This window comes from Camelimonas lactis (genome assembly GCF_004342915.1).
In the GTDB taxonomy this organism is placed as follows: Bacteria; Pseudomonadota; Alphaproteobacteria; order Rhizobiales; family Beijerinckiaceae; genus Camelimonas; species Camelimonas lactis.
In genome coordinates this window covers 20,008-45,884 of record NZ_SLWL01000013.1, presented here as the reverse complement: position 1 = coordinate 45,884, position 25,877 = coordinate 20,008, and the positions used below count along the sequence as shown (strand labels likewise).

The 25,877-nt window shown below is 67.3% G+C and carries 19 protein-coding genes; 7 read left to right on the top strand and 12 right to left on the bottom strand.

The window, feature by feature from the left end; translation table 11 throughout:
- Positions 1-60 precede the first annotated feature (60 nt).
- Together EV666_RS14025 and EV666_RS14020 are read left to right on the top strand one after the other, a co-directional pair.
- Positions 61-2,466, top strand: a complete 2,406-nt coding sequence (locus EV666_RS14025) for a phosphoketolase family protein (protein ID WP_132009261.1) — start codon at positions 61-63, stop codon at positions 2,464-2,466.
- Positions 2,467-2,590: 124 nt separating this feature from the next.
- Positions 2,591-3,853, top strand: coding sequence for an MgtC/SapB family protein (locus tag EV666_RS14020; RefSeq protein ID WP_132009258.1), 1,263 nt, complete (start codon positions 2,591-2,593; stop codon positions 3,851-3,853).
- A 447-nt stretch (positions 3,854-4,300) separates the two neighbouring features.
- Here EV666_RS14020 and hmuQ read toward each other — a convergent pair whose 3' ends face one another.
- Together hmuQ and EV666_RS14010 are read right to left on the bottom strand one after the other, a co-directional pair.
- Positions 4,301-4,636: a heme-degrading protein HmuQ gene (gene hmuQ / locus EV666_RS14015; protein ID WP_132009255.1), complete on the bottom strand. Its 336-nt coding sequence runs from the start codon at positions 4,634-4,636 to the stop codon at positions 4,301-4,303.
- 170 nt (positions 4,637-4,806) lie between these two features.
- Positions 4,807-6,924 carry a TonB-dependent hemoglobin/transferrin/lactoferrin family receptor gene (locus EV666_RS14010; protein WP_132009252.1) on the bottom strand — a complete coding sequence of 706 codons (2,118 nt, stop codon included), beginning with the start codon at positions 6,922-6,924 and terminating at the stop codon, positions 4,807-4,809.
- 798 nt (positions 6,925-7,722) lie between these two features.
- Between EV666_RS14010 and EV666_RS14005 the strand changes: the two genes are divergently transcribed.
- The 4 genes from EV666_RS14005 to pyc all read left to right on the top strand — a co-directional run bounded on the left by EV666_RS14005 (position 7,723) and on the right by pyc (position 14,255).
- Complete coding sequence (locus tag EV666_RS14005) at positions 7,723-8,553, top strand: heme/hemin ABC transporter substrate-binding protein (protein WP_245514437.1); 831 nt, start codon at positions 7,723-7,725, stop codon at positions 8,551-8,553.
- Positions 8,554-8,617: 64 nt separating this feature from the next.
- Complete coding sequence (locus EV666_RS14000; protein ID WP_132009246.1) at positions 8,618-9,694, top strand: FecCD family ABC transporter permease; 1,077 nt, start codon at positions 8,618-8,620, stop codon at positions 9,692-9,694.
- Positions 9,691-10,494 carry a heme ABC transporter ATP-binding protein gene (locus tag EV666_RS13995; protein ID WP_132009243.1) on the top strand — a complete coding sequence of 268 codons (804 nt, stop codon included), beginning with the start codon at positions 9,691-9,693 and terminating at the stop codon, positions 10,492-10,494. The genes EV666_RS14000 and EV666_RS13995 overlap by 4 nt, the downstream gene beginning before the upstream one ends.
- A gap of 317 nt (positions 10,495-10,811) precedes the next feature.
- On the top strand, positions 10,812-14,255 hold the full coding sequence (pyc, locus tag EV666_RS13990) for a pyruvate carboxylase (RefSeq protein WP_132009240.1): 3,444 nt from the start codon (positions 10,812-10,814) through the stop codon (positions 14,253-14,255).
- Between the two features lie 275 nt (positions 14,256-14,530).
- Here pyc and EV666_RS13985 read toward each other — a convergent pair whose 3' ends face one another.
- From EV666_RS13985 to EV666_RS13940, 10 genes are all read right to left on the bottom strand, one after another.
- The gene (locus EV666_RS13985; protein WP_132009237.1) at positions 14,531-15,202 is read right to left on the bottom strand and encodes an amino acid ABC transporter permease; all 672 of its coding nucleotides are present in this window, start codon (positions 15,200-15,202) and stop codon (positions 14,531-14,533) included.
- A gap of 3 nt (positions 15,203-15,205) precedes the next feature.
- Positions 15,206-16,030, bottom strand: coding sequence for an amino acid ABC transporter ATP-binding protein (locus EV666_RS13980; protein ID WP_132009234.1), 825 nt, complete (start codon positions 16,028-16,030; stop codon positions 15,206-15,208).
- 7 nt (positions 16,031-16,037) lie between these two features.
- On the bottom strand, positions 16,038-16,688 hold the full coding sequence (locus EV666_RS13975; RefSeq protein WP_132009231.1) for an amino acid ABC transporter permease: 651 nt from the start codon (positions 16,686-16,688) through the stop codon (positions 16,038-16,040).
- A gap of 271 nt (positions 16,689-16,959) precedes the next feature.
- Positions 16,960-17,724: a transporter substrate-binding domain-containing protein gene (locus tag EV666_RS13970; protein WP_207906419.1), complete on the bottom strand. Its 765-nt coding sequence runs from the start codon at positions 17,722-17,724 to the stop codon at positions 16,960-16,962.
- 84 nt (positions 17,725-17,808) lie between these two features.
- Positions 17,809-19,143: an LLM class flavin-dependent oxidoreductase gene (locus EV666_RS13965; RefSeq protein ID WP_132009228.1), complete on the bottom strand. Its 1,335-nt coding sequence runs from the start codon at positions 19,141-19,143 to the stop codon at positions 17,809-17,811.
- Between the two features lie 25 nt (positions 19,144-19,168).
- Entirely contained in the window at positions 19,169-20,395 is a 1,227-nt protein-coding gene (locus tag EV666_RS13960) for an acyl-CoA dehydrogenase family protein (RefSeq protein ID WP_132009225.1), read from the bottom strand.
- A gap of 33 nt (positions 20,396-20,428) precedes the next feature.
- Positions 20,429-21,796, bottom strand: a complete 1,368-nt coding sequence (locus EV666_RS13955) for an LLM class flavin-dependent oxidoreductase (protein ID WP_132009222.1) — start codon at positions 21,794-21,796, stop codon at positions 20,429-20,431.
- Positions 21,797-22,061: 265 nt separating this feature from the next.
- Positions 22,062-23,231 (bottom strand): amidohydrolase, encoded by a 1,170-nt coding sequence (locus tag EV666_RS13950; protein ID WP_132009219.1) that lies wholly within the window; start codon positions 23,229-23,231, stop codon positions 22,062-22,064.
- Positions 23,232-23,891: 660 nt separating this feature from the next.
- The gene (locus tag EV666_RS13945; protein ID WP_132009217.1) at positions 23,892-24,197 is read right to left on the bottom strand and encodes a hypothetical protein; all 306 of its coding nucleotides are present in this window, start codon (positions 24,195-24,197) and stop codon (positions 23,892-23,894) included.
- Between the two features lie 44 nt (positions 24,198-24,241).
- Positions 24,242-24,688: a hypothetical protein gene (locus EV666_RS13940; protein ID WP_132009216.1), complete on the bottom strand. Its 447-nt coding sequence runs from the start codon at positions 24,686-24,688 to the stop codon at positions 24,242-24,244.
- A gap of 316 nt (positions 24,689-25,004) precedes the next feature.
- Between EV666_RS13940 and EV666_RS13935 the strand changes: the two genes are divergently transcribed.
- Complete coding sequence (locus EV666_RS13935) at positions 25,005-25,619, top strand: UdgX family uracil-DNA binding protein (protein ID WP_132009213.1); 615 nt, start codon at positions 25,005-25,007, stop codon at positions 25,617-25,619.
- Positions 25,620-25,877: the final 258 nt, after the last annotated feature.

Below are 25,877 nucleotides of genomic sequence, written 5' to 3'. Positions count from 1 at the left end.
GGCCGGACGCGCGTGACAGGACGCGATTTCGCGTCCGTTCCTGAACTGACGGAGGCAGCCATGAGCGAGATCCACAGTCACCATGGGGAGCCGGCGCTTGACGCGACGGAACTGTCGCTGATCGACCGCTACTGGCGCGCCGCCAACTACCTGTCGGTGGGCCAGATCTATCTGATGGACAACCCGCTGCTGCGCCAGCCGCTGGCGCCGGAGCACATCAAGCCGCGCCTGCTCGGCCACTGGGGCACGACGCCAGGGCTCAATTTCATCTACGCCCACCTCAACCGCATCATTACCCGGCGCGACGCCAATATCATCTACATCTGCGGCCCCGGCCACGGCGGGCCGGGCATGGTGGCCAACACCTGGCTGGAGGGCGTCTATTCCGAGATCTACCCGCATGTCAGCGCCGATGAAGCGGGCATGCGCCGGCTGTTCAAACAGTTCTCCTTCCCTGGCGGCGTGCCCAGCCACGTGGCGCCGGAGACGCCGGGCTCGATCCACGAAGGCGGCGAACTCGGCTATTCCCTGGCGCACGCCTATGGCGCCGCCTTCGACAACCCGGACCTGGTGGTCGCCTGCGTCGTTGGCGACGGCGAGGCTGAAACCGGGCCGCTGGCCACCGCCTGGCATTCCAACAAGTTCCTCAACCCGGTCCGGGACGGCGTGGTGCTGCCGATCCTGCATCTGAACGGCTACAAGATCGCCAATCCAACCGTGCTGGCGCGCCTGTCAGACGATGATCTGCGCGCCCTGTTCACCGGTTATGGCTATGAGCCGGTGTTCATCGAGGGCCATGAGCCCGAGGCCATGCACCAGCTGATGGCGGCGACGCTCGACCGGATCTTCGACCGCTTCGCCGACATCCGCCGCGCCGCGACGCTGGAATCGCCCGAGCGGCCGCGCTGGCCGATGATCATCCTGCGCAGCCCCAAGGGCTGGACCGGACCGAAGTTCGTCGACGGCAAGATGGTCGAAAACACCTGGCGCGCCCACCAGGTGCCGGTTGACGCCTGCCGGACCAACGCCGGCCACCGCCAGATTCTGGAGGACTGGCTGAAAAGCTACGATCCCCACGACCTGTTCGACGACAGCGGCGCCCTCAGGCCGGAGTTGAAGGCGCTGGCGCCAAAGGGGGTGCGGCGCATGGGCGCCAATCCGCACGCCAATGGCGGCCTGCTGACCCGGCCGCTGGTCACGCCGGATTTCCGCCAGTACGCCGTAGCCGTGGCGGAGCCGGGCGACCGGGAAGACCAGGCGACGCTGATCCTCGGTCAATATCTGCGCGACGTCATGCGCCTCAACGCCGGCACAGCGAATTTCCGCGTCTTCGGCCCCGACGAAACCGCCTCCAACCGCCTGTCGGCGGTGTTCGAGGCCACGGACCGGGTGTGGATGGCGGAGACGCTCGACAGCGACGAACATCTCTCCGCCGACGGGCGGGTGATGGAAATCCTCAGCGAGCACATGTGCCAGGGCTGGCTCGAGGGCTACCTGCTCACCGGCCGCCACGGCTTCTTCTCCTGCTATGAGGCCTTCATCCACATCATCGACTCCATGGTCAGCCAGCACGCCAAATGGCTCCAGGTGTCGCGCGAGCTGGAATGGCGCAAGCCGGTGCCGTCGCTGAACTATCTGCTGACATCCCACGTCTGGCGGCAGGATCACAACGGCTTCTCCCACCAGGATCCGGGCTTCGTCGATCTTGTCGCCAACAAGAACCCGGAGATCGTGCGGGTGTATTTCCCGCCGGACGCCAACACCCTGCTGTGGGTGGGCGATCACTGCCTGAAAACCTGGGACCGGGTGAACGTCATTGTCGCCGGCAAGCAGCCGGAGCCGCAGTGGCTGACCATGGATGAGGCCGTCCGCCACTGCGAGGCGGGCGCCGGCGTCTGGCGCTGGGCGGGAACCGAGGACGGCCTGGAGCCGGACGTGGTGATGGCCTGCGCCGGCGACGTGCCGACCAAGGAGACGCTGGCGGCCATCGACCTGCTGCGCCAGAACCTGCCGCACCTGCGCATCCGCATGGTCAATGTGGTGGACCTGATGACGCTGCAGGACCCGCAACACCACCCGCATGGCATGTCCGACGCGGAATTCGACCGGCTGTTCACGTCCGACCGGCCCGTGATTTTCGCCTATCACGGCTATCCGTACCTGATCCACCGCCTCGTCTACAAACGCCGCAACCACCCCAATTTCCACGTGCGCGGCTACATCGAACAGGGCACGACGACAACGCCGTTCGACATGACCGTGCTGAACGAGCTCGATCGCTACCATCTGGCGATCGAGGCGATCCGCCGGCTGCCGATCCTGGAGGAAAAAGGCGCGGCGGTGATCGCCGGCTTCGAGGAAAAGCTGCGCAAGCACCACGACTGGATTCGCGAACACGGCGAGGACATGCCCGAGGTGCGGGAATGGCGCTGGACCTGGGGCAGGGGCGAGACCGCGTCAGGCTAGAGCACGGGAACGGGCGCGGGAACGGGCCTCTGGCGTCATGGAAAACGGGGTATGGTCAACCGGTTGTGGCAAGCTCCGGGCATGAACGGGGTTTGCCCGGGCGGCAGATTGCAGGGGCGTTCCCATGTCCGGTCTTGTCAGCTTCGACAGCCTCATCGCACGGCTGGGGCTTGCCCTCGCCATCGGCCTGCTCGTCGGCCTGGAGCGCGGCTGGCGCGAGCGCGCCGAGCCGGCCGGCAGCCGCACGGCGGGCATCCGCACCTACGGCGCCGTGGGGCTGCTTGGCGGCGTCACGGCGGCCCTGTCGCAGGCGCTGGCCACTCCGGCGGTGCTGGTGGCCGGGCTGCTTGGCTTCAGCGCGGTTTTCGCCTGGTTCAAACAGCGTGAGGAAGCCCAGGACGGCGGCTTCAGCGTCACCGGCGTGGTGGCGGCCATGCTGGTGTTCTCCCTGGGCGCCCTCGCCGCGCTGGGCGAGGTCCAGGCCGCGGCGGCGGGCGCAGCGCTGCTCGCCGGGTTGCTGGCCAGCCGCGAAACGCTTCATGGCCTGCTGCAGCGCCTCAGCTGGACCGAGGTGCGGTCCGCCCTGACGCTGGCGGTGATGACCGCCGTGGTGCTGCCGCTGCTGCCCAACCGGGCCATCGACCCATGGGGCGGTTTCAATCCGTGGGAAGTCTGGCTGTTCACCGTGCTGATGGCCACCATCTCGTTCATGGGCTATGCGGCGGTGCGCCTGCTTGGTCCGGCGCGCGGCATGGTGGTGAGCGGGATCGCCGGCGCGCTGATTTCCTCCACGGCGGTGACGGTGGCGCTGGCGCGACAAGCGGCTGGCGGCGAGCGGGCGGCGCCGCTGGCCGGCGCGGCCTGCCTCGCGGCGATGACCTCCCTGTTGCGGGTGGCGGCGGTGACGCTGATCCTGCGTCCCCAGATTCTGACGTCGATGGCGCCGGAAACCCTGGCGGCGGCGCTGACCTTCGCCGTCTGCGGCGGCCTGCTGCTGACGCGCGGCAAGGCAAGCAGGGCCGCCGCCACGCCTGGCAACCCCTTCGAACTGGGCTCCCTGCTGCTGTTTGCCCTGATGTTCGCGCTGATCTCGACCATCAGCGCAGCTGTGGTCGGGCGTTTTGGCGGCGGCAGCCTGGTGGCGACCTCGGCCCTGTCAGGGATGTTCGACGTGGACGTGGCGGTGCTGAGCGCCCTGCGGCTCACCGACCAGGGCGTCGCCGCGGGCGTGATCGGCCATGGGGTGCTCGCCGCTCTCTGCGCCAACGCGGTGGGGCGGCTGGCGCTGGCGATCGCTGCTGGCCCGGCCAGCTTCTGGTTGCCGCTGCTGGGCGCGACCATCGCCGCCGCCACGGCTGGCGGGTTCGTGCTGTTCACAACCGGTTAGGGTGTTTCCGGCGTCCGGGTCCCCGAAGCCGCGCAAGCTGTTTTCACGCGGTCCAGCCTCCGCAGGGTGCGGAACTGTCAGGCGTTTACAGCCCTCCCCCTTGTCGCATGTCCATGGCCGCCGCTGGCGTGCACCGGCGCACCTCACGCAACGGGCGCGCCGGCTAACTTGCTTGTGAAGCAGGATGCTTCTTGAGGGACAGGGACATGAACGCCATCAAATCCGCAAGCTCGATCATTTTCGCCACGCCCATCGGTTGGGCCATGATGGCGGTGGGCCTGATCGTGACGGTGCAGCTGGCGGGCGCCTGACCAGGACGACCGGCGACCGCCTGAAAAAAATCACAGCCAGACATGAAAAGGCGGCGCATCCGGGATGCGCCGCCTGATGACGGTCCGGGTCAGGAGCCCATCCGGCAACGCCCTGCCTGGCAACGCTCCAGCCAGGTTATTCGGCTGCCTGGCGCGCCGGCTTGCTCTGGATGACCTCGAAACCCTCGAATTCCGGATGACCAGTGGTCATCGGGCCGTTACCCGGCTGGGCGGCGCGCTGGTGCGATTTCTTGAACTGCACGGACTGGGTCCAGGCGTCGAAGTGCGCCTTCGAAGCCCACAGCGTGTAGGACGAATAGAGGATGTGATCCTCCTTCTCCGGGCCACGCAGCATGTGGAATTCGATAAAACCATCGAGCTCGTGCAGATAGGATTCGCGACTGAGCCATACCTGCTCAAAATCTCCGGCCCTGTCCTTGAGGACCTTGAAACGGTTCATGCCAATGTACATTCAGGCTCTCCTGCTCAGCCGACGGCCCCGCTTCGCTTCACCGGTCTGATCCAGACCAGCCCGACGCCAGACACACGCGGCCCCAACACATATATATTCTGACGCCGATCCTAACAGAAAACGGCGCGTGTCGCGTGACAAAACGGGGCGCAGTCGCCCCACTTCGCGCCTCAATGGGAGGCAAACCTGATCGTCAGCCCGGCCTTGGCCTGCATGCCGGCGCTTGACGTATAGTTCAGGTACTGGGTGTAACGCTTGTCAAACAGGTTCTGCACCGACACGTCCGCCCGCACCCAGTCATTGAAGCTGTAGGAGGCGAACAGATCGACAAGACCGTAACCAGGCGTCGCCAGATCCACCTGATCCGGCGGCAGATTGCGGCGACTCTTGCCGAAGACCCCGGTGACGCGGCCGCCCACCGTCAGGCGGTTATCGAGGAAGCGGAAGCCGAGCGTGCCGGAGATCCGGTTCGGCGGCACGGATGCAAGGCCATATCCGGTTTCCTGATCCTTGCCGCGCACATAGGTTCCGGCAATGGTGGTGAAGCCCCAGCCCCAGTCATAGGCTGCTTCAAGCTCGGCGCCGGTGAGGCGGACCTTGGCGAAGTTCTGATACTGCTGGTCCGGCATCAGCGCGCACATGCGCCGCGCCTGGGCTGGGGGAAGCCGCGAGCACACGGAGTTGGGCATGCCGGGAATGAAGGCGACCAGGGTCGAGGTGTCGGCGTTGGTGAAACCGATATAGTCGTCGATCTCGTTGCGGAACACCGTCGCCTTGGCGCGGAAGGTGTCCCCGGCCTTCAGCACGTCATTGTACTTCAGGTTGACGCCCGCCTCGAGATTGTGCGCCACCTCGGGCCTGAGATTCGGGTTGGGCAACATGCGGAACGCGGGGAACGGGTGATATCCCTCGATCAGCGTTTCAGTGATGGTGGGCGCGCGATAGGCCTCGGCGTAGGTGGCGTACAGTTCAAGGCCGGTGACGGGCGTGACGCCAATGGTGAACTTGGGCGACGCCCGGCCGCCGTCGCTGCCGGTCGTGGGGCTGGACAGTTCGTAATGGTCGTAACGCACGCCGCCGACCACGCGCAGCCAGCTGCTGTAGCGGATCTCGTCCTGGACATAGACGCCGAACAGGGTGCGCTCGCCGCCCGGCGTGAAGGCCGAGCCATAGCCGCCGGCGGTGTCCCAGGTGTGAACCTTGTCCCAGACACCGTCGCCGCCATAGGTCAGCGTATGGGACAGGGCGCCGGTCTGGAACTTCGACGTGTTGAAGATGTCGAAGCCGGTTGTTTTCTGGTCATAGATGATGCGGCTCAGTCCCGGCACGGCGCCGAGCACGCCATAAGTGCCGCTAGGTGAATTGGCCATGTAACGCTGCGACATCGTCGTGTCGTTGGCGTAGACCTTCATGTTGAGATCAACCAGCGGCGTCTCGGGGCTGCGGAAGCGGTAGCCCAGGGTGTAGGCGCCGGTGTTGAGCACGTTGTCAAAACGCGCGCCCTGATTGCTGGAGCCGCTGTTGCTGAACCCGTAGTTCTGGCGCAGGGCCGTCGCCGAGATTTCGTGCCCTTCGGCCGGACGGATGTTCACCTTGAACAGACCGCTGGCCACCTCGCTGCCGGTGTCGTTGATCACCGTGCCGGCGCCGTCCTTGTAATTGTAGGTCTGGCGGGTAAGGAACTGGCCATAGACATCGGCGACGCCGCCGATGCGGGCGCCGACGGCGCTGCTGGACAGGAAGCCCGCGCCGTTCGTGCCGAGCACCAGGCGCTGCTCCGCGCCGACCTTCTCGTCGGGCTTGAGCAGATCGTCGACGCCGCGCGTCTGGAACAGCACCACGCCGCCGATGGCGCCGGAGCCATAGATCGACGACACCGGACCGCGCGTCACGTCCACGCGGCTGACCAGTTCGGGGTCAAGGTAGAACTGCCCATTGGCGTTGTGGCCGCTGACGCCGTAATTCTGGCGGGCGCCGTCAACCAGCACCGCCACGCGGCCGAAGTCCTGCAGGCCGCGAATATTGATCGACTGGGCTGGATCGTTGGCGTTTTCCTGGCTCCAGACGCCGGGAATCTCACGCAACACATCGGAAATACGCGACGGATTGAACCGCTCGATCTCGTCGCGATTGACGATGCTGACGCCAGCCAGCTGGTCGATGGCTTTCTGCTCGACGCGGGTTGCCGAAACCGAAATGGTGTCAAGTTTGATTTCTTCTGCGGTCGCCACCGTGATGGCCAGAAATGACGCAGAGAGAAACAGCGCCCCGCACGCATATTTGCGCATCGCCCAGATCCCGAATGTTTGACAGTTACGGTTTCCGCCCGCGCTCTGCTGACCCTTGCAGCGGCGATCGACCGGCAACTCCTCTGCCCCTCCGTAGATTCAGGAAATACACGAGTCAAACATAATATTACTTCGAAATTATAATGATTTAAAACTGATATGCCAATTTAGATTCATTCCAGCTCCAAACTGATCCAGTTTTCAGAATGAATCTAAATTGAGCACTCCGAAATTCCTGAAAAAATTGCGGGGACGTGCTGTCGCGCGGCGACGGCAACGCCAGGCCGGCGGCATCCCGAAATTCCAATATCATATTGATAACATTATATAAAAATCAAATCACACGACGTCAGGCGCGCATCATGGGATGCGGGGCGGACCAGCGGCCGGCGCGCAACAGCGCAAAGTTTAACTGTAACTGTACGCGCCTTGCCTGTATGGAAGCGCTGGAGCGGATTGCGACCAGCGCACGCCGATGCAGACGCGTCGGCGTTTCGTCAGAACGGGGTTCACCCGGCGCCCGGCGCCGATCGATCCCACCTCATGTCAGGCTGCCAGCGCTTCACCTGTTGCGCCGGCAAGTTCTGGCTTCCTGATTCGTGTGGCTCCGGAGCACGGGCGGCGCGGCCGCCAACGCCGGAGCTGCTCCAGCGCCGGCCTGCCCGGCAACAACAACACGGGACGTCAGCCATGGCCGACCAGACAAGGCGCGATATTGCGCAACCGCCGGCGCGGGCACATGTCCCGCGCCTCACCCGACGCGGCCTGATGAGCGCGGCGCTTTCAGCAGCCCCCCTCATGCTCGCGGGGCTATCGCTGGCGACCGCCGCGGAAGCCCCTGCAAAACGGATCGTGGTGGCCGGCGGGGCCCTGACGGAAATCGCTTACGCGCTGGGACAGGCCGACAGGATCGTCGGCGTCGACACCACCAGCACGTTTCCGGCCCAGGCGCAGAAAGACAAGGCCAGCATCGGTTATGTGCGGCAGCTTTCGCCCGAGGGCATCCTGTCGCTGCAACCGGACGTGCTGCTGCTGCAGGAAGGCGGCGGGCCGCCGGAGGCGCTGACCCTGGTGTCCCAGGCCGGCGTGCGCATCGTGCGCGCGCCCGAAGCCGCGACCGAACAGGGCGTGCTTGAACGCATCGCGACGGTTGGCGCGGTCACCGGCGCCCAGGACGCCGCCGGCAAGCTTGAACAGCAGGTGCGGGACAAATTCGCCGCCCTCGCGGAAAAGCGCAAAAAGATCACGAAGCCCGCGCGGGTGATGTTCATCCTCAGCCTGCAAAATGGCCGCCCGCTGGTCGCCGGCGCCGGCGCCAGCGCCGACGGCATGATCCGTCTTGCCGGCGGCGAGAATGTCGCCAGCGGTTTCCAGGGCTACAAACCCATGACCGACGAGGCGGTGATCGAAGCCGCGCCTGACGTCATCCTGATGATGAGCGGCGGCCCGCGCCAGCATGCCGCCGGCGACGTGTTCAAAACGCCGGCGCTGTCCGCCACGCCAGCGGCGAAGACGCAGCGGCTGCTGAGCCTGGACGGCCTGTACCTGCTCGGCTTTGGTCCGCGCGCGCCGGACGCGGCGCTGGAGGTGTTCAATGCGCTCTACCCGGAGCTGAAGGAAGCCCGCTAAGCCGTCGCACAAGGGACGCGGACGCGCGGCGCACGCCGGCGCCGCCCGAGGATTGAGTCTCACCATGCAGGGATCGGAAGCGGTCGCGTTCAGGCCGGGAGTGATGTTGCTGTTCGTCACGCTGGCGCTGCTGATGGCGGCGGTCGTCGTGTTGTCGCTTGGCGCGGGCGCCGTCGACATCAGCCCCCGGCGGGTGCTGGCCATTTTCGCTGCCGGCCTTGGCCTCACCGACCAGACGGCGACGCCGCGCGAGGCGCTGGTGCTGTTCGACATCCGCGCGCCGCGCACCCTGCTGGGCCTGCTGGCCGGCGCGGCGCTGGCGGTGTCGGGCGCGCTGATGCAGGGCCTGTTCCGCAACCCCCTCGCGGATCCCAGTCTCGTGGGCGTTTCATCAGGCTCGGCGCTGGCGGCGGCGGCCTCCATCGTTGTCGGCGACCGGCTGATCGCCGCCTTCTGGCCGGCGGGAACCACCCTGCCGTTCGCCGTGCTGCCGGCGGCGGCGTTCCTTGGCGGGCTGATCACCACCACCGTCCTGTACGTCATCGCCACGCGCCAGGGGCGCACCTCGGTCACCACCATGCTGCTGGCCGGCGTGGCGCTGGCGGCGCTGGCCGGCGCGCTCACCGGCCTGCTGGTCTATGTCGCCGATGACCGGCAGCTGCGCGATCTCACCTTCTGGTCGCTTGGCAGTCTCGGCGGCGCCACCTGGACCAAGGTGGCGGCCGTGGCGCCCGCTGTGCTGCTGGTGATCGTCGCCGCCCCGGTGCTGGCGCGCGGGCTCAACGCGCTGCTGCTGGGCGAGGCCGAGGCCTATCACGTGGGCGTGGCGGTGCAGCGGCTGAAGCGGCTGGCCATCCTGCTGACGGCGCTGGCTGTCGGGGTCGCGGTGGCGGCGTGCGGGGCCATCGGTTTTGTCGGCATCGTTGTGCCGCACGTCATCCGCCTGGCCTGCGGCCCCGATCACCGGGTGCTGCTGCCGGCCAGCGCCCTGCTGGGCGGCTCGCTGCTGGTGGGCGCCGACGTGCTGGCGCGGCTGCTGGTGTCGCCTTCGGAACTGCCGATCGGCATTCTCACCGCCGCGGTCGGCGCGCCGTTCTTTCTCTGGCTGCTGCTGCGCGGCGGCAGGGGGACGTTCGCATGAGCCTGCTCACGCTTTCCGCCGCCAGCTACGGCGTGCGCGGCAAAACCCTGCTCAACCAGGCCAGCATGACGTTGCGCCCTGGGGAACTGACCGTCGCCATTGGTCCGAACGGCGCCGGCAAATCAACCCTGCTGCGCCTGTGCTGCGGCGAACTGGCGCCAACAGGCGGCCGGGTTCTGTGGGACGGCGCGGACCTCGCCAGCATCCCGCCGTGGCGGCTGGCGGCGGCGCGCGCCGTGCTGCCCCAGGCCTCCAGCCTCGGCTTTCCGTTCACGGTGGCGGAGGTTGTCCGTCTTGGCATGGAGACGGTGGGCCGCAAGCTGCCGCGCGCCGCCGCGACGGCGATCATCAACGCCAGTCTGGCCAGCGCCGACGTGGGCCATCTGACTGGTCGCAGCTATGAAACGCTCTCCGGCGGCGAGCGCCAGCGCGTGCACTTCGCCCGCGCCGTCGCCCAGCTGGCGGCCGGGCGCGCCGCGTCAGGGCGGGATGACCTGCCCCAGGCGCTGTTCCTGGATGAGCCCACCGCCAGCCTCGACATTCACCACCAGCTGCTGCTGATTCGCGAGGCGCGCCGGCTGGCCGACAGCGGCGTCGCGGTTTTCGCGGTGCTGCACGACCTCAGCCTGGCGTCATCCTGCGCCGACGCCATCCTGCTGATGCGCAACGGCGAGATCGTCGCCCAGGGCGCGCCGGACATGGTGCTGACGCCGGACTGGGTGCGGCAGGTGTTTGGCGTCGAGACCGAGGTTCTCCAGGCCAGCGGCGGCGGACCTGCCTTCGCCTATCGGCTGCCGTAGCGGCGCACGAGGCGGGGCGACACAAAGACCGGGCGGCGCCAGAGACGGGCTGCTCCCGTCCGCCGACGCCCCGGCGGGCAGGAACACCCCGAAGATCGCTGGCAAAGCCGCAGGCGCCGCCTGTTCACATCCTTTTTCCGCACCAGCGGGCGCGCCTGGGGCCGCTGGTTTTTCGCGCCGGCGCGCGTAAATTTTGCAAAATTTGCATAATCCTGGATGAAATTCCGCAATTCTTCGCAGAATAAGCCCTTCCCGGAACGCCGCCGGTTGCGGATATTGCAAACCGTTCGAGCAACAATCAGACAACAAGGGTCGAGATGGGGAAGCGTATCAAGCGGCTGATGGTCGCCAACCGTTCTGAAATCGCCATCCGCGTTTTTCGCGCGGCGACGGAACTGGGCATCGAAACGGTGGCCATCTACGCGGAGGAGGACCGGCTGTCGCTGCACCGCTTCAAGGCGGACGAGGCCTACCGGGTCGGCGCCGGCAAAGGGCCGCTGCAGGCCTATCTCGACATTGATTCGATCATCGACATCGCCGTGAAAGCCCGGGTCGACGCCATCCATCCCGGCTATGGCTTCCTGTCGGAAAGCCCGGAATTCGCCGAGGCGTGCGCGGCGGCCGGCATCATCTTCATCGGCCCCACGCCCGACACCATGCGCCAGCTCGGCAACAAGGTGGCGGCGCGCAATCTGGCCGTATCGGTCAACGCGCCAGTGATGCCGGCCACCGATCCCCTGCCCGATGACGCGTCGGAGGTGCTGCGCCTCGCCGCCGGCGTCGGCTATCCGGTGATGCTGAAGGCGAGTTGGGGCGGCGGCGGGCGCGGCATGCGGCCCATCGACAACGAATCCCAGCTGCTGGACGCGGTGGCGGCGGCGCGGCGCGAAGCGAAGGCGGCGTTCGGCAAGGACGAGGTGTACCTGGAAAAGCTGGTGCGCCGCGCCCGCCACGTCGAGGTGCAGTTGCTGGGCGACGCCCACGGCAATCTGGTGCATCTGTTCGAGCGTGACTGCACCATCCAGCGGCGCCACCAGAAGGTCATCGAGCGCGCGCCGGCGCCCTATCTGAACGACGACGCTCGCGCCGCTCTGGCGGAAGCCGCCCTCGCCATCGGCCGCGCCGCCAACTATCGCGGCGCCGGCACCGTGGAGTTCCTGATGGACGCCGACACCGGCGCCTTCTACTTCATCGAGGTCAATCCGCGCATTCAGGTGGAGCACACGGTGACCGAGGTCGTCACCGGCCTCGACATCGTCAAGGCGCAGATCCGCATCGCCGAGGGCGGACGCATTGGCGTGGTGGAAGAGACGGGGATTCCGCCGCAGGAGAAAATCCGCCTCGCCGGCCACGCCATGCAGTGCCGCGTCACCACCGAAGACCCGGAGCGCGGCTTCGCGCCGGACTACGGCCGCATCACCGCCTATCGCGGCGCCTCCGGCTTCGGCGTGCGCGTCGACGGCGGCACCGCCTATTCCGGCGCCGTGGTCACGCCGTTCTACGACGCCATGCTGGAGAAGGTCACCGTCTGGGCGCCAAAGCCGGACGAGGTGATCGCCCGCATGGACCGCACGCTGCGCGAGTATCGTATTCGCGGCGTCGCCACCAACCTGCCGTTCCTGGAGGCAGTGCTGGCCCATCCCGATTTCCGGGCGATGAACTACACCACCCGGTTCATCGACGACACGCCGGAACTATTCAACCTGACGCCGCGCCGCGACCGCGCCACCAAGCTGCTGCGCTCCATCGCCGACGTCACCGTCAACGGCCACCCGGAGATGAAGGGACGCAACGGCCTCGCCGCCGACCTGCGCACGCCCGAGGCGCCGACATTTGGCGGCGCAACGCCCGACGGGACGAAGCAGCTGCTCGACCGGCTGGGTCCGCGCGACTTTGGCCGCTGGATGCGCGAACAGCAGCGCGTGCTGATCACCGACACCACCATGCGCGATGCCCACCAGTCGCTGCTGGCGACGCGCATGCGCAGCTTCGACCTGCTGCCCGCCGCCAGCTCCTACGCCAGCGGCCTGCCCGGCCTGCTGTCGCTGGAGTGCTGGGGCGGCGCCACCTTCGACGTGGCCATGCGCTTCCTCACCGAGGACCCGTGGGAGCGCCTCGCCGGCATTCGCCGGCAGGCGCCCAACCTGCTGCTGCAGATGCTGCTGCGCGGGGCCAATGGCGTCGGCTACACCAATTATCCCGACAATGTGGTGCGCCACTTCATCCGCCAGGCGGCGGAGGGCGGCGTCGACCTGTTCCGCATTTTCGACTGCCTGAACTGGGTGGAGAACATGCGCGTCGCCATCGACGCCGTGGCGGAGGCCGGCAAGATCGCCGAAGGGGCCATCTGCTACACCGGCGACGTGTTCGACCCGGACCGGGCCAAATACTCCCTCAACTACTACGCCGGGCTGGCGCGGGAGCTGGAGGCGGCGGGCTGCCATGTGCTGGCCATCAAGGACATGGCGGGCCTGCTGCGGCCACCGGCGGCGCGGGCGCTGATCAAGGCGCTGCGCGACGTCACCGACCTGCCGATCCATTTGCACACCCACGACACCTCCGGCGCGGCCAGCGCCACGGTGATCGCCGCCATTGAGGCGGGCGTCGATGCGGTGGACCTCGCCACTGACGCCATGTCCGGCGCGACCTCGCAGCCGTGCCTCGGCTCGGTGGTGGAGGCGGTGCGCGGCACGGAGCGCGACGCCGGCCTCGACGCCGACGCCATCCGCCGCATCAGCTTCTACTGGGAAGGCGTGCGGGCGCTGTACGCGCCGTTCGAGAGCGACCTGCGCGCCGGCGCCTCCGAGGTCTATCTGCACGAGATGCCCGGCGGCCAGTTCACCAACCTGAAGGAGCAGGCGCGCTCCCTCGGCCTGGACACGCGCTGGCACGAGGTGGCGCGGGCCTATCGTGAGGCTAACGACCTGTTTGGCGACATCGTCAAGGTGACGCCGTCGTCCAAGGTGGTGGGCGACATGGCGCTGATGATGGTGGCCCAGGGGCTGACGCCGGCCGACGTGCTCGACCCGGAGCGGGAGATCGCCTTCCCCGCCTCGGTGGTGGAGATGCTGAAGGGCGACCTCGGCCAGCCGGTGGGCGGCTGGCCACAGGCCCTGCAGAAGAAGGCCCTGCGCGGCCAGCAGCCGATCACGGTGCGGCCGGCCTCGCTGCTGGGCGAGGCGGACCTCCCGGCGGCGCGCAAACAGGCGGAAGCCGAGGTCGGCCGGCAGATCGACGATCAGGAGCTGGCCTCCTGGCTGATGTACCCCAAGGTGTTCGCCGACTACGCCCGGATGGCCGACGCCTACGGGCCGCTGTCAGCGCTGCCGACGCCGGTGTTCTTCAACGGCATGAAGGCGGGCGATGAGATCGTCGCCGAGATCGAGCCGGGCAAGACGCTGATCATCCTGCTCCAGGCCATTGGCGAGGCGGAGCCGGACGGGCACGTGAAGCTGTTCTTCGAGCTGAACGGCCAGCCGCGCGTTATCCGCGTCGCCGACCGCAGCCGCGTCGTCGCCACGGCGCGGCGCAAGGCCGATGACGGCGATCCCAGCCACGTGGCGGCGCCGATGGCCGGCGCGGTGTCGTCCATCGCCGTGCGCAAGGGCCAGAAGGTGGAGGCCGGCGCGCCGCTGCTGACGCTGGAGGCGATGAAGATGGAAACCACCCTGGCCGCCCCGCGCGCCGGCGTCGTCACCGACGTGGCCGTGGCCGTGCGCGACAATGTGGAGGCGCGCGACCTGCTGCTGCTGCTGGAGTAGGCTTCGGCAGGCGGCGCCCCTCGCGCCGCCTTGCCATCACGGTCATTCAGGCGCCGCCAGCGACATCAACCGCACAACCGCGCCATGCCCGGGCTTGTCCCGGGCGTCCACGAAAGCCGCGCGCCCTGCAATGGGACGCCTGTTCTGCGCCGGCCAAAGACATGGATGCCCGGGACAAGCCCGGGCCTGACGGCTGGGGGCCCCAACAGGGCCAAACGCCGGACCGCCTGCAAACCGGTCCGGCGGCCTGCGCCTGCGCGCTGCCTGACCATACTTCACCGCGCCCGGCGCACGCCGGGCAGGACGTAGCGGCGCTCCAGCCAGCGGGCGGCGACGACCACCACCGAGACCAGCGCCAGATAGACCGCGCCGGCGACCAGATAGGCGTCGAGGAAGCGGAAACTGCGGATGGCGAGGTCCTGCATCTGGGCGAAGAATTCCGCGTACTGGATCAGGAAGGCGATGGAGCTGTCCTTGAGGTTGAGGATGACCTGATTGGTCAGCGCCGGCACCGACAGGCGCATGACCTGCGGCAGGATCACCAGCTGGAAAACCTGGAGGTCGCTGAACCCCTGGGCGCGCGCCGCCTGCAATTCATCCGGGTCGAGCCCGCGAAACGCCGTCATCAGATAGCGGGCGTTATAGGCCGCCACGTTCAGGGTGAAGCCGATGACCGCCACGGTGAACGGCGTCAGCTTCAGCCCCCATTGCGGCAGGCCATAGTACATCAGGAACAGCAGCACGATCAGCGGCGTGCCGATGAAGAAGGAAATATAGCCTTCCGTCAGGCGCCGGCGCAGGGGGCCGCCGCTGATCGCCAGGTAGAACACCACCACGCCGCCGGCGAGGCCGGTGACGCTGATGACCGCCGCCAGCAGCAGCGTATTGCCGAGGCCCGACAACACCTGCGGCCAGTACTCCAGCATCAGCGCGAGGAAGGAGGCCATCGCTCAGCGCTCCGCCAGGCCGGCCGGCCCGGATGGGCCAGCAGGCTGCGCCTGGTCCATGGGCTGCGCCGCGTCTATTGGCTGCGCCGTTTGCGCCTGCCGCAATTCCTGATGGAAGAAGGCGCGGACGCGCGGATCGGCGTTGGGGCCGAACAGCTCGTCCACCTCACCTTCAGCGTGGATGCGGCCCTCATCGAGGAACATCACCCGACCGCCGGCGGCGCGGGCCAGATAGAGGTCGTGGGTGACGCACAGCATCGACACGCGCTCGTCGCGCAGCTGGTGCAGGATGTTCACCACCTCCCGCGACATCAGCGGGTCGAGCGCTGACGTCGGCTCGTCGAAGAACAGCACCGCCGGGTCCATCGCCAAAGCGCGGGCGATGGCGACGCGCTGCTTCTGGCCGCCAGAGAGCTGGGCGGGATATTTGTGGGCGTGCGCCTGCATGTCCATGCGGGCGAGCTGGCGCAGCGCCCGTTCGTCGGCTTCCGCCGCGGGCATGCGGCGCAGGTGGCGCAGCGCCAAAGTGACGTTCTGCAACGCCGTCAGGTGGCGGTAGAGCGCGAAATTCTGAAAGACGAAGCCGATGCGCTGGCGCAGCGCCCGCTCATCGACGCCAGGGCCCAGCACATCGCGACCTTCGAACACCACCCGCCCGCCGGTCGGCGTCGCCAGGCGGTTGAGGCAGCGCAGCAGCGTCGACTTGCCGGAGCCGGACGGACCCATGATGACCTTCAGCTCGCCCTGGGCAAGGTCGAAGCTGACGCCGTCGAGGATTATCCGCCCGTCATACTCCAACTTCAGATCCTGGACCGACAGCAGCGTCATGGCGTTCTCATCCCGTCAGGCCAGGAATGCGCGTGCGCTTTTCCAGCGCCCAGACGCCCGTGACCAGGAGTTTGTAGATCAGGAAATAGATGATCCCCACCGCCAGATAGATCTCGACGCCGCGCAGGGTCGTGGCCGACAGCGACATGGCTTCCTTCATCACGTCGGGGATGCCGACCGTGTAGGCGAAGGGCGAGTACTTCAGCACCGTGGTGAATTCGTTGATCATGCCGGGCACGGCGAAGCGCAGCATCTGCGGAATTTCAATCAGCCGCAGGATCTGGAAGCGGCTGAGGCCCATGGCTTCCGCCGCCAGCACCTCGCTGGCGTCAACGGAATCGAAGGCGCCGCGAAACACCTCCGCCAGATAGGCGCCGGCGATCACGCCGAGGCTGAGCATCATGGCGACCAGCGGCGGCACGCGCAGGCCGGCGTTGGGCAGGCCGAAGAACACGATGAACAGCAGCACCAGCACCGGCACGGCGCGGAAGATAAAGGTGAACGCGCCGAGCAGGCCCCTCAGCCATGGCGGACCGATCCGGCTGAGCATGGCGACGCCAAGGCCGACGACGACGCCGGTGAGGCTGCACGCCACCGTCACCATGATCGTGTAGCCAACGCCGCCGGCCAGCTGGAGGAGGATTTGCAGGAAGCTCATGCGGCGGGCCCGGCGCACGGCGCGCAGGCTGCGGCGGCAAAACCGGCTGGCGTCAGGAAGACTGGGGGTGCGTGCATGTGGAAGCCATTGTCCAGTTTCGCATGAATGCGATAGCCCATGCGATTCAGGGTAAATGGAACACCGCGTCGCGTTAAGAAATTGCCTCTGACCAGCGGACAGAGGCAAAAGCCGGCTCAGGCGACCGGATTTTTCGCGCCCGGACTTTTCGCGCCCGGCCCGGCCGCATCAGGGCGCGCCGGATCCGCGCGCGTTATTTCAGCCATTTGTCGATGATGGCCTGGCGCTCTTCGGGCTTCAGCTCGGTGGTCAGATATGTGTCCACGTCTTCGCGCAGCTTGCTGCCCTTGGGGAAGGCAAAACCGAAGCGGTCGAAGCCGGTAAAGACATAGCTGTCCTGGATCGGCATGGTCTTGCGGTAGACCGAGGCGACGGTGCCGTCGAGGAAGGCCAGATCGAGGTTGCCATTGCGCAGGTCGGCCAGCACCTCGTTGTAGGACGGATAGACCTTGACCTGGTCGAGCTTGTACTGGCCCTTCGGCTCAAGGGTGTTCTTGATGAAGTCGCTGTAGGCCATGCCGCGCGGATAGCCGATGCTGTACTTCTTCAGGTCATCAAGGTTGTCGATCTTGATGTTACGGTTCTTGAGACTGACGAGGTTCCAGGTGTTGTCCATGTAAGGAATAGAGAAATCCATCACTTCCTTGCGCTTGTCAGTGATGGAGATGCCCGAGAAGGCGATGTCGGCCTGGCCGGCGACCACGGCGCCCAGCATGCCCTGCCAGTCATAGGGGGTCAGCTTGATGGTGCAGCCGCGTTTCTTGCAATAGCCCTCGATCAGCTCCAGATCGAGGCCGACGGTTTTGCCGTTTTCCTCATAGAGATTGGGCGGCGACGCCGGCGTCACCGCCGCGCGGATCACCTTGCCCTGCTCTTCCGATGAGCAGCCGGCGAGGACGAGAAGACACAGACCGGCTAGAGCGGTGATTCCACGCATGTTGGCGTCGCTTTCAGACATGCGGCGTTGCGCCGCAACAGTTGACGCGGAATCGTAACAAACGGGCCGCCGGCCGGCAAGGCGGCGCTGGCCGCCGGCGCGCCTTCAGCCGGCCGCCCGGCGCAACTCCGGGCGTCGCCCCGCCGGCCTTGCCAGGCCAAAATGCGCCCGCAGGGTCGAACCGGCGTAGGCTTCGCGAAAAATGCCCTTCCGGCGCAGCAGCGGCACGACTTCGTCCACGAACACGTCGAGGCCGTCGGGAACCACATCGGGCATCAGGTTGAACCCGTCGGCGGCGCCGGCGTGGAACCAGGCGGCGATGTCGTCGGCGATCTGTTCGGGCGTCCCGACGATCAGCCGGTGGCCGATGCCGCCGCCGATGCGGCGGATGAGCTGACGCACCGTCAGGCCGTCGTTCACCGACAGTTCGACGAGGGCGCGTGAAAATGTTTGCCAGCCTTTGGCATCGACGAGCAGGGAGCCGGGCAGCGGCTGGTCCAGATCCAGCGTCTCCGGCTCCACGCCCAGCATCTTGGCGACGCGCTGCACGGCGAACTCCGGCGGAACCAGCGACCACAGCCAGTCCTCGCGGCGGCGCGCCTCCTCTTCTGTTGCGCCAATCACCGTGGCGAGACCTGGCAGAATGACGATTTCATCGCCGCGCCGGCCATAACGGGCGGCCCTGGCGCGAATGTCATCGGCGAACGCTTTGCCTTCGGGAATCGTATTGGCCACCGAGAACACCGCCTCGGCGTGGCGCGCCGCCAGTTCGCGGCCATCGTCCGAACCACCCGCCTGGACGATGACCGGATGCCCCTGCGGCGAGCGCGGCACGTTGAGCGCGCCCTGGACGCGGTAGTGACGCCCCACATGGTTCAGGTCGTGGATGCGGTTTTCGTCGGCGAACACGCCGCTGGCCTGGTCACCGACGAAAGCGCCGTCCTCCCAGCTGTTCCAGAGCCCCTTGACGACGTCGGCAAATTCGCCGGCGCGCTCGTAGCGGGCGCCGTGTTCCGCCACATCGTCGAAGCCGAAATTGCGGGAGGCGCGCGGATCGGCGGTCGTCACCACGTTAAGGCCGGCCCGGCCGCCGCTGACCAGATCGAGGCTCGCGAAGCGGCGGGCGATATTATAGGGCTCGTTATAGGAGGTGGAGGCGGTGGCGATCAGACCGATATGGCTGGTGGCGCGGGCCACCGCCGCCAGAATCACCGTGGGTTCAAGGGCGTAGAACGGTCTGTAGGCTGGACGTTCGGTGATCGCCGGCACGTCGGCCAGGAAGATCGCGTCCAGGGTTCCGCGCTCCGCCGCCTGGGCCACGCGCACATAGTGATCGGCGCTGATGAAGGCCTGCGCGCCCTGGGGCGTGGCCCGCCAGGCCGAGTTGAAGAAGCCGGCGGTGAGAATGTTGACGTTGAGGTGCAACTGCCGTGCGCTCATGGGCCGGTCTCCGGTGCGGGGGCGATCAGAAGAAGCCGAGTTTCGGCAAGGGCGTTCCCGTCAGCTCCCACGCGCCGAGCGCCTGGGCCTTCAGCGTTGCGGGATTGTGGGAGGCCAGGGTGCGGGCGTTGCGCCAGTGCCGGTCGAGATTTCTGGCGCGCTGGGTGGCGGAGGCGCCGCCCACGTCAAACAGGCGGGTGGCGCCGCGCAGGGTCAGTTCGTCTACCACCAGCTTGGCGCGCGCGGTCAGCACGGCGGCGTGGTGCGCCAGCTCCTCATCCGGCTCGCCCCGCACACGGGCGGCGGATAGGGCGTCATGGGCATCGGCAGCGGCGAGAATCAGGGTTTCTGCGGTCCAGGCATCGGCGCCAATGCGCCCGACGATCTCCTGCAGCAGCGGATCGTCCTCCGGCCGTTCGGCGCTGGAGTAATAGAAGTTGCGATCGCGGCGGCTGCGGACCAGATCGGCGGCGTCCGTCGCCACGTTGCGCAGGATGCCAGCGACAATGGCCGTCACCAGCAGCTGGGCCAGGGTATTGCTGTAAGGCAGACCAAAGCCGGAGCCCGGCTCGTCCGGCAGAACCTCATCGGCTTCGATGCGGACATTATGCAGCACGGTGGTTCCTGAACCCGTCAGGCGCTGGCCGGCGCCGTCCCAGTCATCAACCAGTTCGACGCCGTCGCGGCGGGTTGGCAGCAGCACCGACAGATTGCGGCCGTCCGGGCCGGCCGCCCGCACCAGCAGGATGTCGGAGAACAGCGCGCCGGTGCTGTAGAACTTGCGACCATTCAGGCGGAAGCCGGCGCCATCCGGCGTCAGGGCCGTGACGTAGGTGCTGACGCCGCCGCCAACCTTGCCGGCGCCCTGCTCCGTCATGGCGAGGCCCACGATGGCGCCGGCGGCGATATCAGGCAGCCACTTCAGGGCGGCCCCCCGCGCTCCGGCCGGAAGCGCGAAGCGGTCAACGAACGACAGGTGGTTGCGCAGGATGTGGGCGACGTTCGGGTCCGCCGCCGCCAGATCGAGCACGACGCGAAACAGCTCGCGGCTGCTGACGCCAAACCCGCCGCTGGCGCGCGGCAGACGCAGGGCGCCGAGCCGGCTCTCGCGGATCCGGCGGATCACGTCGAAGGGCAGGATACGGCCGCGGTCGCGGTCGGCGGCGCCGGCGCGAATCCAGGCGAACAGGTCGCCGAAATCCGGCTTTGCGGTTTCAAGCGAATGGATGGAGGCGGGGGCAGGCTGGGACATGGCGGAACCTGTCTGAAAGGGGGTGGCTATGGATCACTCCGCCGCCTGGCGACGGGACCGGACGAACTGGTTTTCGGGCCGTTTCAGCCCGAGGTTCTCGCGCAGGGTCTGACCTTCGTATTCGGTGCGGAACAGGCCGCGACGGCGCAGTTCCGGCAGCACCAGCTCGATGAAGTCGATCAGGCCGCCAGGCAGCACCGGGGCCATGACATTGAATCCGTCGGCGCCGTAACTGACGAAGCGCTCTTCAAGCTGGTCGGCGATGTCGGCGGCGGTTCCCACCAGCTGCCAATGGCCGCGCGCGCCGGCGATGCGCTCATACAGCTGGCGGATGGAGAGGTTTTCACGGCGCGCCAGTTCGGCCACCAGGGCCTGGCGGCTCTGGCTGGCGAGGGTCGGCGGCAATTCCGGCAATGGACCATCGGGATCGGATCCGCGCAGATCGACGCCAAGCTGCACCCGCAGCAGCTCAAAGCCGACCTCCGGCTGAAGCAGCGCCTGCAATTCATCGAACTTCGCCTGGGCCTCGGCGCGGGTGCGGCCGACCACCGGAAACACGCCGGGCATGATCTTCAGATCTTCCGCCGCGCGCCCGTACCGGGCCAGCCGGCCCTTGACGTCGGCGTAAAACGCCTGGGCCTCGGCCAGAGTCTGCTGCGCCGTGAAAATCACCTCGGCGGTGCGCGCCGCCAGCTCCCTGCCGGGTTCGGAAGAGCCCGCCTGCACGATCACGGGGTGGCCCTGCGGCGGTCGCGGAACGTTCAGCGGCCCCCGCACCCGGAAATGCGCGCCCTCATGGTCGAGAACGTGCATCTTCTCCAGATCGAGATAAACGCCGCTCTCCCGGTCGCGCGGGAAGGCGTCGTCCCCGAAGCTGTCCCAGAGCCCGCGCACCACGTCGGCGAATTCTTCGGCGCGCTCGTAACGGCGGGCGTGTGGAACAGGCGCGGCGTGGCCGAAATTGAGCGCGGCCTCCGGGTCGTTCGAGGTGACGAGATTCCAGCCGGCGCGGCCGCCGCTGATGTGGTCGAGCGACGCGAACTGGCGGGCAAGATTGAACGGATCGCTGAAGGTGGTCGACGCCGTGCCGATGAGTCCGATGCGGCTGGTGACCGCCGCCAGGGCCGAGAGGATGGTCAGCGGTTCAAACGGGGTTATGCCCGTGTGCGCCTTGCGGGCGGCGCCATCGGGATGCAGCAGCCGTACATTGACGCTGTCAGCCAGGAACACCGCGTCGAATCTGGCCGCCTCCGCCGCCTGGGCGAAGCGGACATAATCCTCAAGCCTGTCGTCGCGGGCAGCGGCGGGATGGCGCCACGCGGCGATGTGATGTCCTGAAATGTAATGGAACGCGCCCAGTCTGATGCGCTCGCCAGGTCTGAACTCGCCAGGTCTGCCCATCGCCATACTCCACCTGAGGCGGGCAACGCGGCCGCCCGGCTGCCCACGGGAACGCCATGTCCCGGAGCGTCATGGTGCTGGTCTGGATGGATGCAAGGCAAGTACTTGAAATAAATAATAAAATTATTTCATAAATGGCGGCAGCGACAAAAACCCTTTCTGCCAGAGCCTGTCCGCCTGCAAGTTTTCGGCGTCGGCGCGGCGCGCGCCGGCCGGCGAGACGCCAGGCCGGTGGCAACACCAATCCCCGGGGTCGCAACCCGCCTCAGCCGGGCGGAAGCTGCTGCTGTACGAGCTGCACCCAGAAAGCGGCGCCGATGGGCAGGATCGCGTCGTTGAAATCGTAATAGGGGTTGTGCAGCGCCGGGTCCGAGCCGGTTTCGCCGGCGCCGATGCAGATGTAGGCGCCGGGACGCTCCTGCAGCATGAAAGAGAAGTCCTCCGACCCCATCGACGGCCTGATGTGGGTGAGCACCTTGTCCGCACCCACCAGCGCCGCGGCGGCGCGCGCGGCGGCGGCGGCTTCGGCGGCGGTGTTCACGACGCCTGGATAGCCGCGCATGTAGGTCAGCGCGATGCGCGCGCCATGGGTCTGGGCGACGCCAGCGCAGATTTCGTTCATCGCCGCCTCAACGCGGTCCTGAACGGCGGCGTCGAGGGTGCGCGTCGTGCCGCGCAGCACCACGTTTTCCGGAATGACGTTCCAGGTGTCGCCGCCATGGATCTGGGTCACCGTGACGACAGCTGAATCAATCGCGCCGATCCGGCGGCTGGCGATCGTCTGCAGGGCGTTGATCAGGCTTGCGGCCACGACAATGGCGTCAACGCCGGTTTCGGGAGCGGCGGCGTGGCTGCCCTTGCCGGTGAGGCGGATCTCGAAACGGTCCAGGAAGGCGGTGGCGATCCCCTCGCGCACGGCAAACAGCCCGCGCGGGATCTGCGGCATGTTGTGCATGCCATAGACGGCGTCGGCCGGGAACCTCCCGAACAGGCCGTCCTCGACCATCTTCTTGCCGCCGCCCTCGTTTTCCTCCGCCGGCTGGAACACAAAATGCACCGTGCCCCTGAAGGCGCGGGCGCGGGCCAGGTGGTGCGCCGCGCCCAGCAGCATCGCGGTGTGGCCGTCATGGCCGCAACCGTGCATCTTCCCCGGCGTGAGCGACTTCCAGGCCGGGTCGCCCAGCTCCTCGAGATCGAGCGCGTCCATGTCGGCGCGCAGGGCGATGGATGGGCCTTCGCCGTTACTCAACGTGCCGACGACGCCAGTGCCGCCGAGACCGCGATGCACGGGAATCTGTATCTCCTCCAGCGCGTCCGCGACCACCTGGGCGGTGCGGTGCTCCTCGAAGGCGGTTTCGGGATGGGCGTGCAGATCATGCCGCCAGGCAAGCATGCGCGCGCAGATATCGTCGGCGATCCTGATGTCGTGGGACATGTCTGGTCCTCTTGTCCGGTTGCTTGGAGGTCCGGTTGCCTGGTTGCCTGGCGCAAATTCGTCTGTGCCGGGCGGCCGCCCGCCGATGGCGGCATGGAAGCGCGTCGCCTGCGTCAATCCGGCCGCCCGTTCCTTCGCCGGCAAGGCGGCGCAGCCCCATGGATAACGCCGCCACGTGGATATGATTGCAAGGCCGGCGGTTTGACAACGTCACGGTGTTTGTACGGCGTAACTGGCGCCATGATCCATATTCAATCTGACCGGCGGCGCGTGGCGTTCCTCATCGGCCGCCGACCGTCGGCGCCGTCGATGCGCATCGCCCTCGACACCGGCTGGAACACACGTGACGCCTGTGGCTGGCTGATTGCTGACGGTCACGTCCGGGGCGGCAGGCTGCCCTCCAGGCATGCTGGCGGCCGGTGGCGGCAAGGGCGGCCAGGCTGGCGTGGGAGGGGCTGAACGGCTTGAGGCGCCCGGGTTTTCCCCGAGCCGGCTCATCATCATGCGACGGGCGCGGCATTTTGCTGACTGGCGCTGGTTCCCGAATGGCGATGGCGTCGTCATGATCATCCCGCGCGAACGGAAGCACCGGCTGGACCGGCCCCGGGAGGATGCCCCGGCTTTGTCCCTGGCGTCCCGTGACCGGGGAATAACGCTGCTTCAGATCACCCGGCCCGGCTGGTCGCCCACGCCATCCCGCATCCGGCCGATCTCGACGGCAATGCTCCGGTAATCCAGCGGCCGTTCGCCGGTTTGCAACGCCATCCGCAGAAAACGGATGGGAAAGCGGATGGCTTCCCGATTGGGTTCGCTCAGGTCGCCGCCCCGGTCGGAAGCGCCGGCCTCGGCCCGGTCGAGCGCGCTTTCGAGGTCTGGCCGGGTCAATACGCCCTGGCGCATCAGCGTATCGCACAAGGCGGCCAGCGCCAGCAGCACGCCTTCCATTTGCAGGTTTGCAGTGTTCATGTCGCGGCTCCCTCGTGACAGGTCGGGGTTGTTGCGGCGGCGGATTATCTTTCCTTTCGCCGTGGGCAGGTGACCAGCAAGGTCACGGCCATGGCAGCATAGGCGACGGCAATAGCCCTTGGCGACAGCGCCTTTTCCCAGCCGGGCGTCAGACGTTCCGGAACCACGCCATAGTCAACCACGGCCGCAACGGCGGTCAGGCCCGCCGCATCGATGAGCGGCGCACGGCGCGGCGCGATTTTCCGCATCGCCTGAAAAATCGAGGCCCAGAAAACCGATGCGGCCAGGTGGGTGGCGAAACCGAGAACGGTGTGGCCGGCGTCGAAGCGACGGACATGGCCGGCGGGATCGCCGTGATACCAATGGCTGGTGGCGTTAAGGGGCTGAATCGCCCGTTTCCCCTCGACAAGCGCCATCCCCGCCAGCGTCGCCGTTGTCGCAACGCTCACGGCGACGCCAGACAGCAGGCTTCCCAACAGCAAGGACGGCATGGCGCGGCTCCTTTGATCCGGGCAAGACGCGGCGGCCCAGGATGCGGATCGCACACGTCCCCCCAGTCAAACGCAGCCGGGCGGTGAACGTTCCCCGAAGTCACAGCACTGGCAGACGCAACAGGTGACGCTCAGGGCCTGTGTTCCATGCCTGCCGCGAGGGCACGGGCTGCGGGAACATCGGCCTGGCGGCAAGGGTTACATCTTCGGTTACACCATTCACCCGGGCGCGACAGGATGGGGCGCCAGCCTGCAATGCGCGGGCCCGCAGTCCGTTGGCCCCCAGCATTACAGGCTGCAAAACGGCAGGCTGGACATGACCACAACGGAAACAGAGGCCGCTTCGCTTGCGGAGCTGGGCGCCGCAGAGGCCAGATGCACCCGTTGCCCCCTGTATTTGCCCGCCACCCAGGTGGTCCCGGGCGAGGGAGCGCCGCGGGCGCGCATGATGATGGTCGGCGAGCAACCCGGCGACCGGGAAGATCTGGCCGGCCATCCGTTCGTCGGGCCGGCCGGACATGTACTGGACGAAGCGCTGCAGGCTGCGGAGATACCGCGCGGCGAGGTGTTCATCACCAATGCGGTGAAGCATTTCAAATTTGTTCCGCAGGGTAAAAAACGCCTGCACAAGCGCCCCAACGCCGGGGAAATCCAGCGCTGCAAATGGTGGCTGGATCAGGAACGAAAACTTGTCCGGCCCGAGGTGATGGTGGCGATGGGCGCGACGGCGTTGCGCAGCCTGCTCGGAAGGGCGACGCCCGTGTCATCCGTCCGGGGACAGGTGAAAATCCTGGAGGACGGGACGCCGCTGATCGGCGCCGTCCATCCTTCCTATCTTTTGCGCATCCGGGACGCCGGGGAGCGGCGACGCGAGCGCGACGGTTTCGTCGCCGATCTCCGGCGCGCCTGGAGCCTGCTGGACGCCTCCTGATGCGGACGCGCTGCGCCCCGCGCGCGCGTCTTCGATTAAAGGCTTTGGTCGGGAACGTCCTGACGTGAACCAGGCTTCAGGTCGTGACATCCGCCGCATTCCGGGCGCGCCGGCGCTTGCCGCCGGTCGGAGGCGCCCGTCCGGCGCCTTTTCGCCGCGCTCATGCGCTCCTGGACGCAAGCCTGTGGCGACCAGCTTCCGGCCGTGCAGCCCTTTGCCGGCAATGAGTCTGGCGACAATGCGTTGCCGCGACGGCGA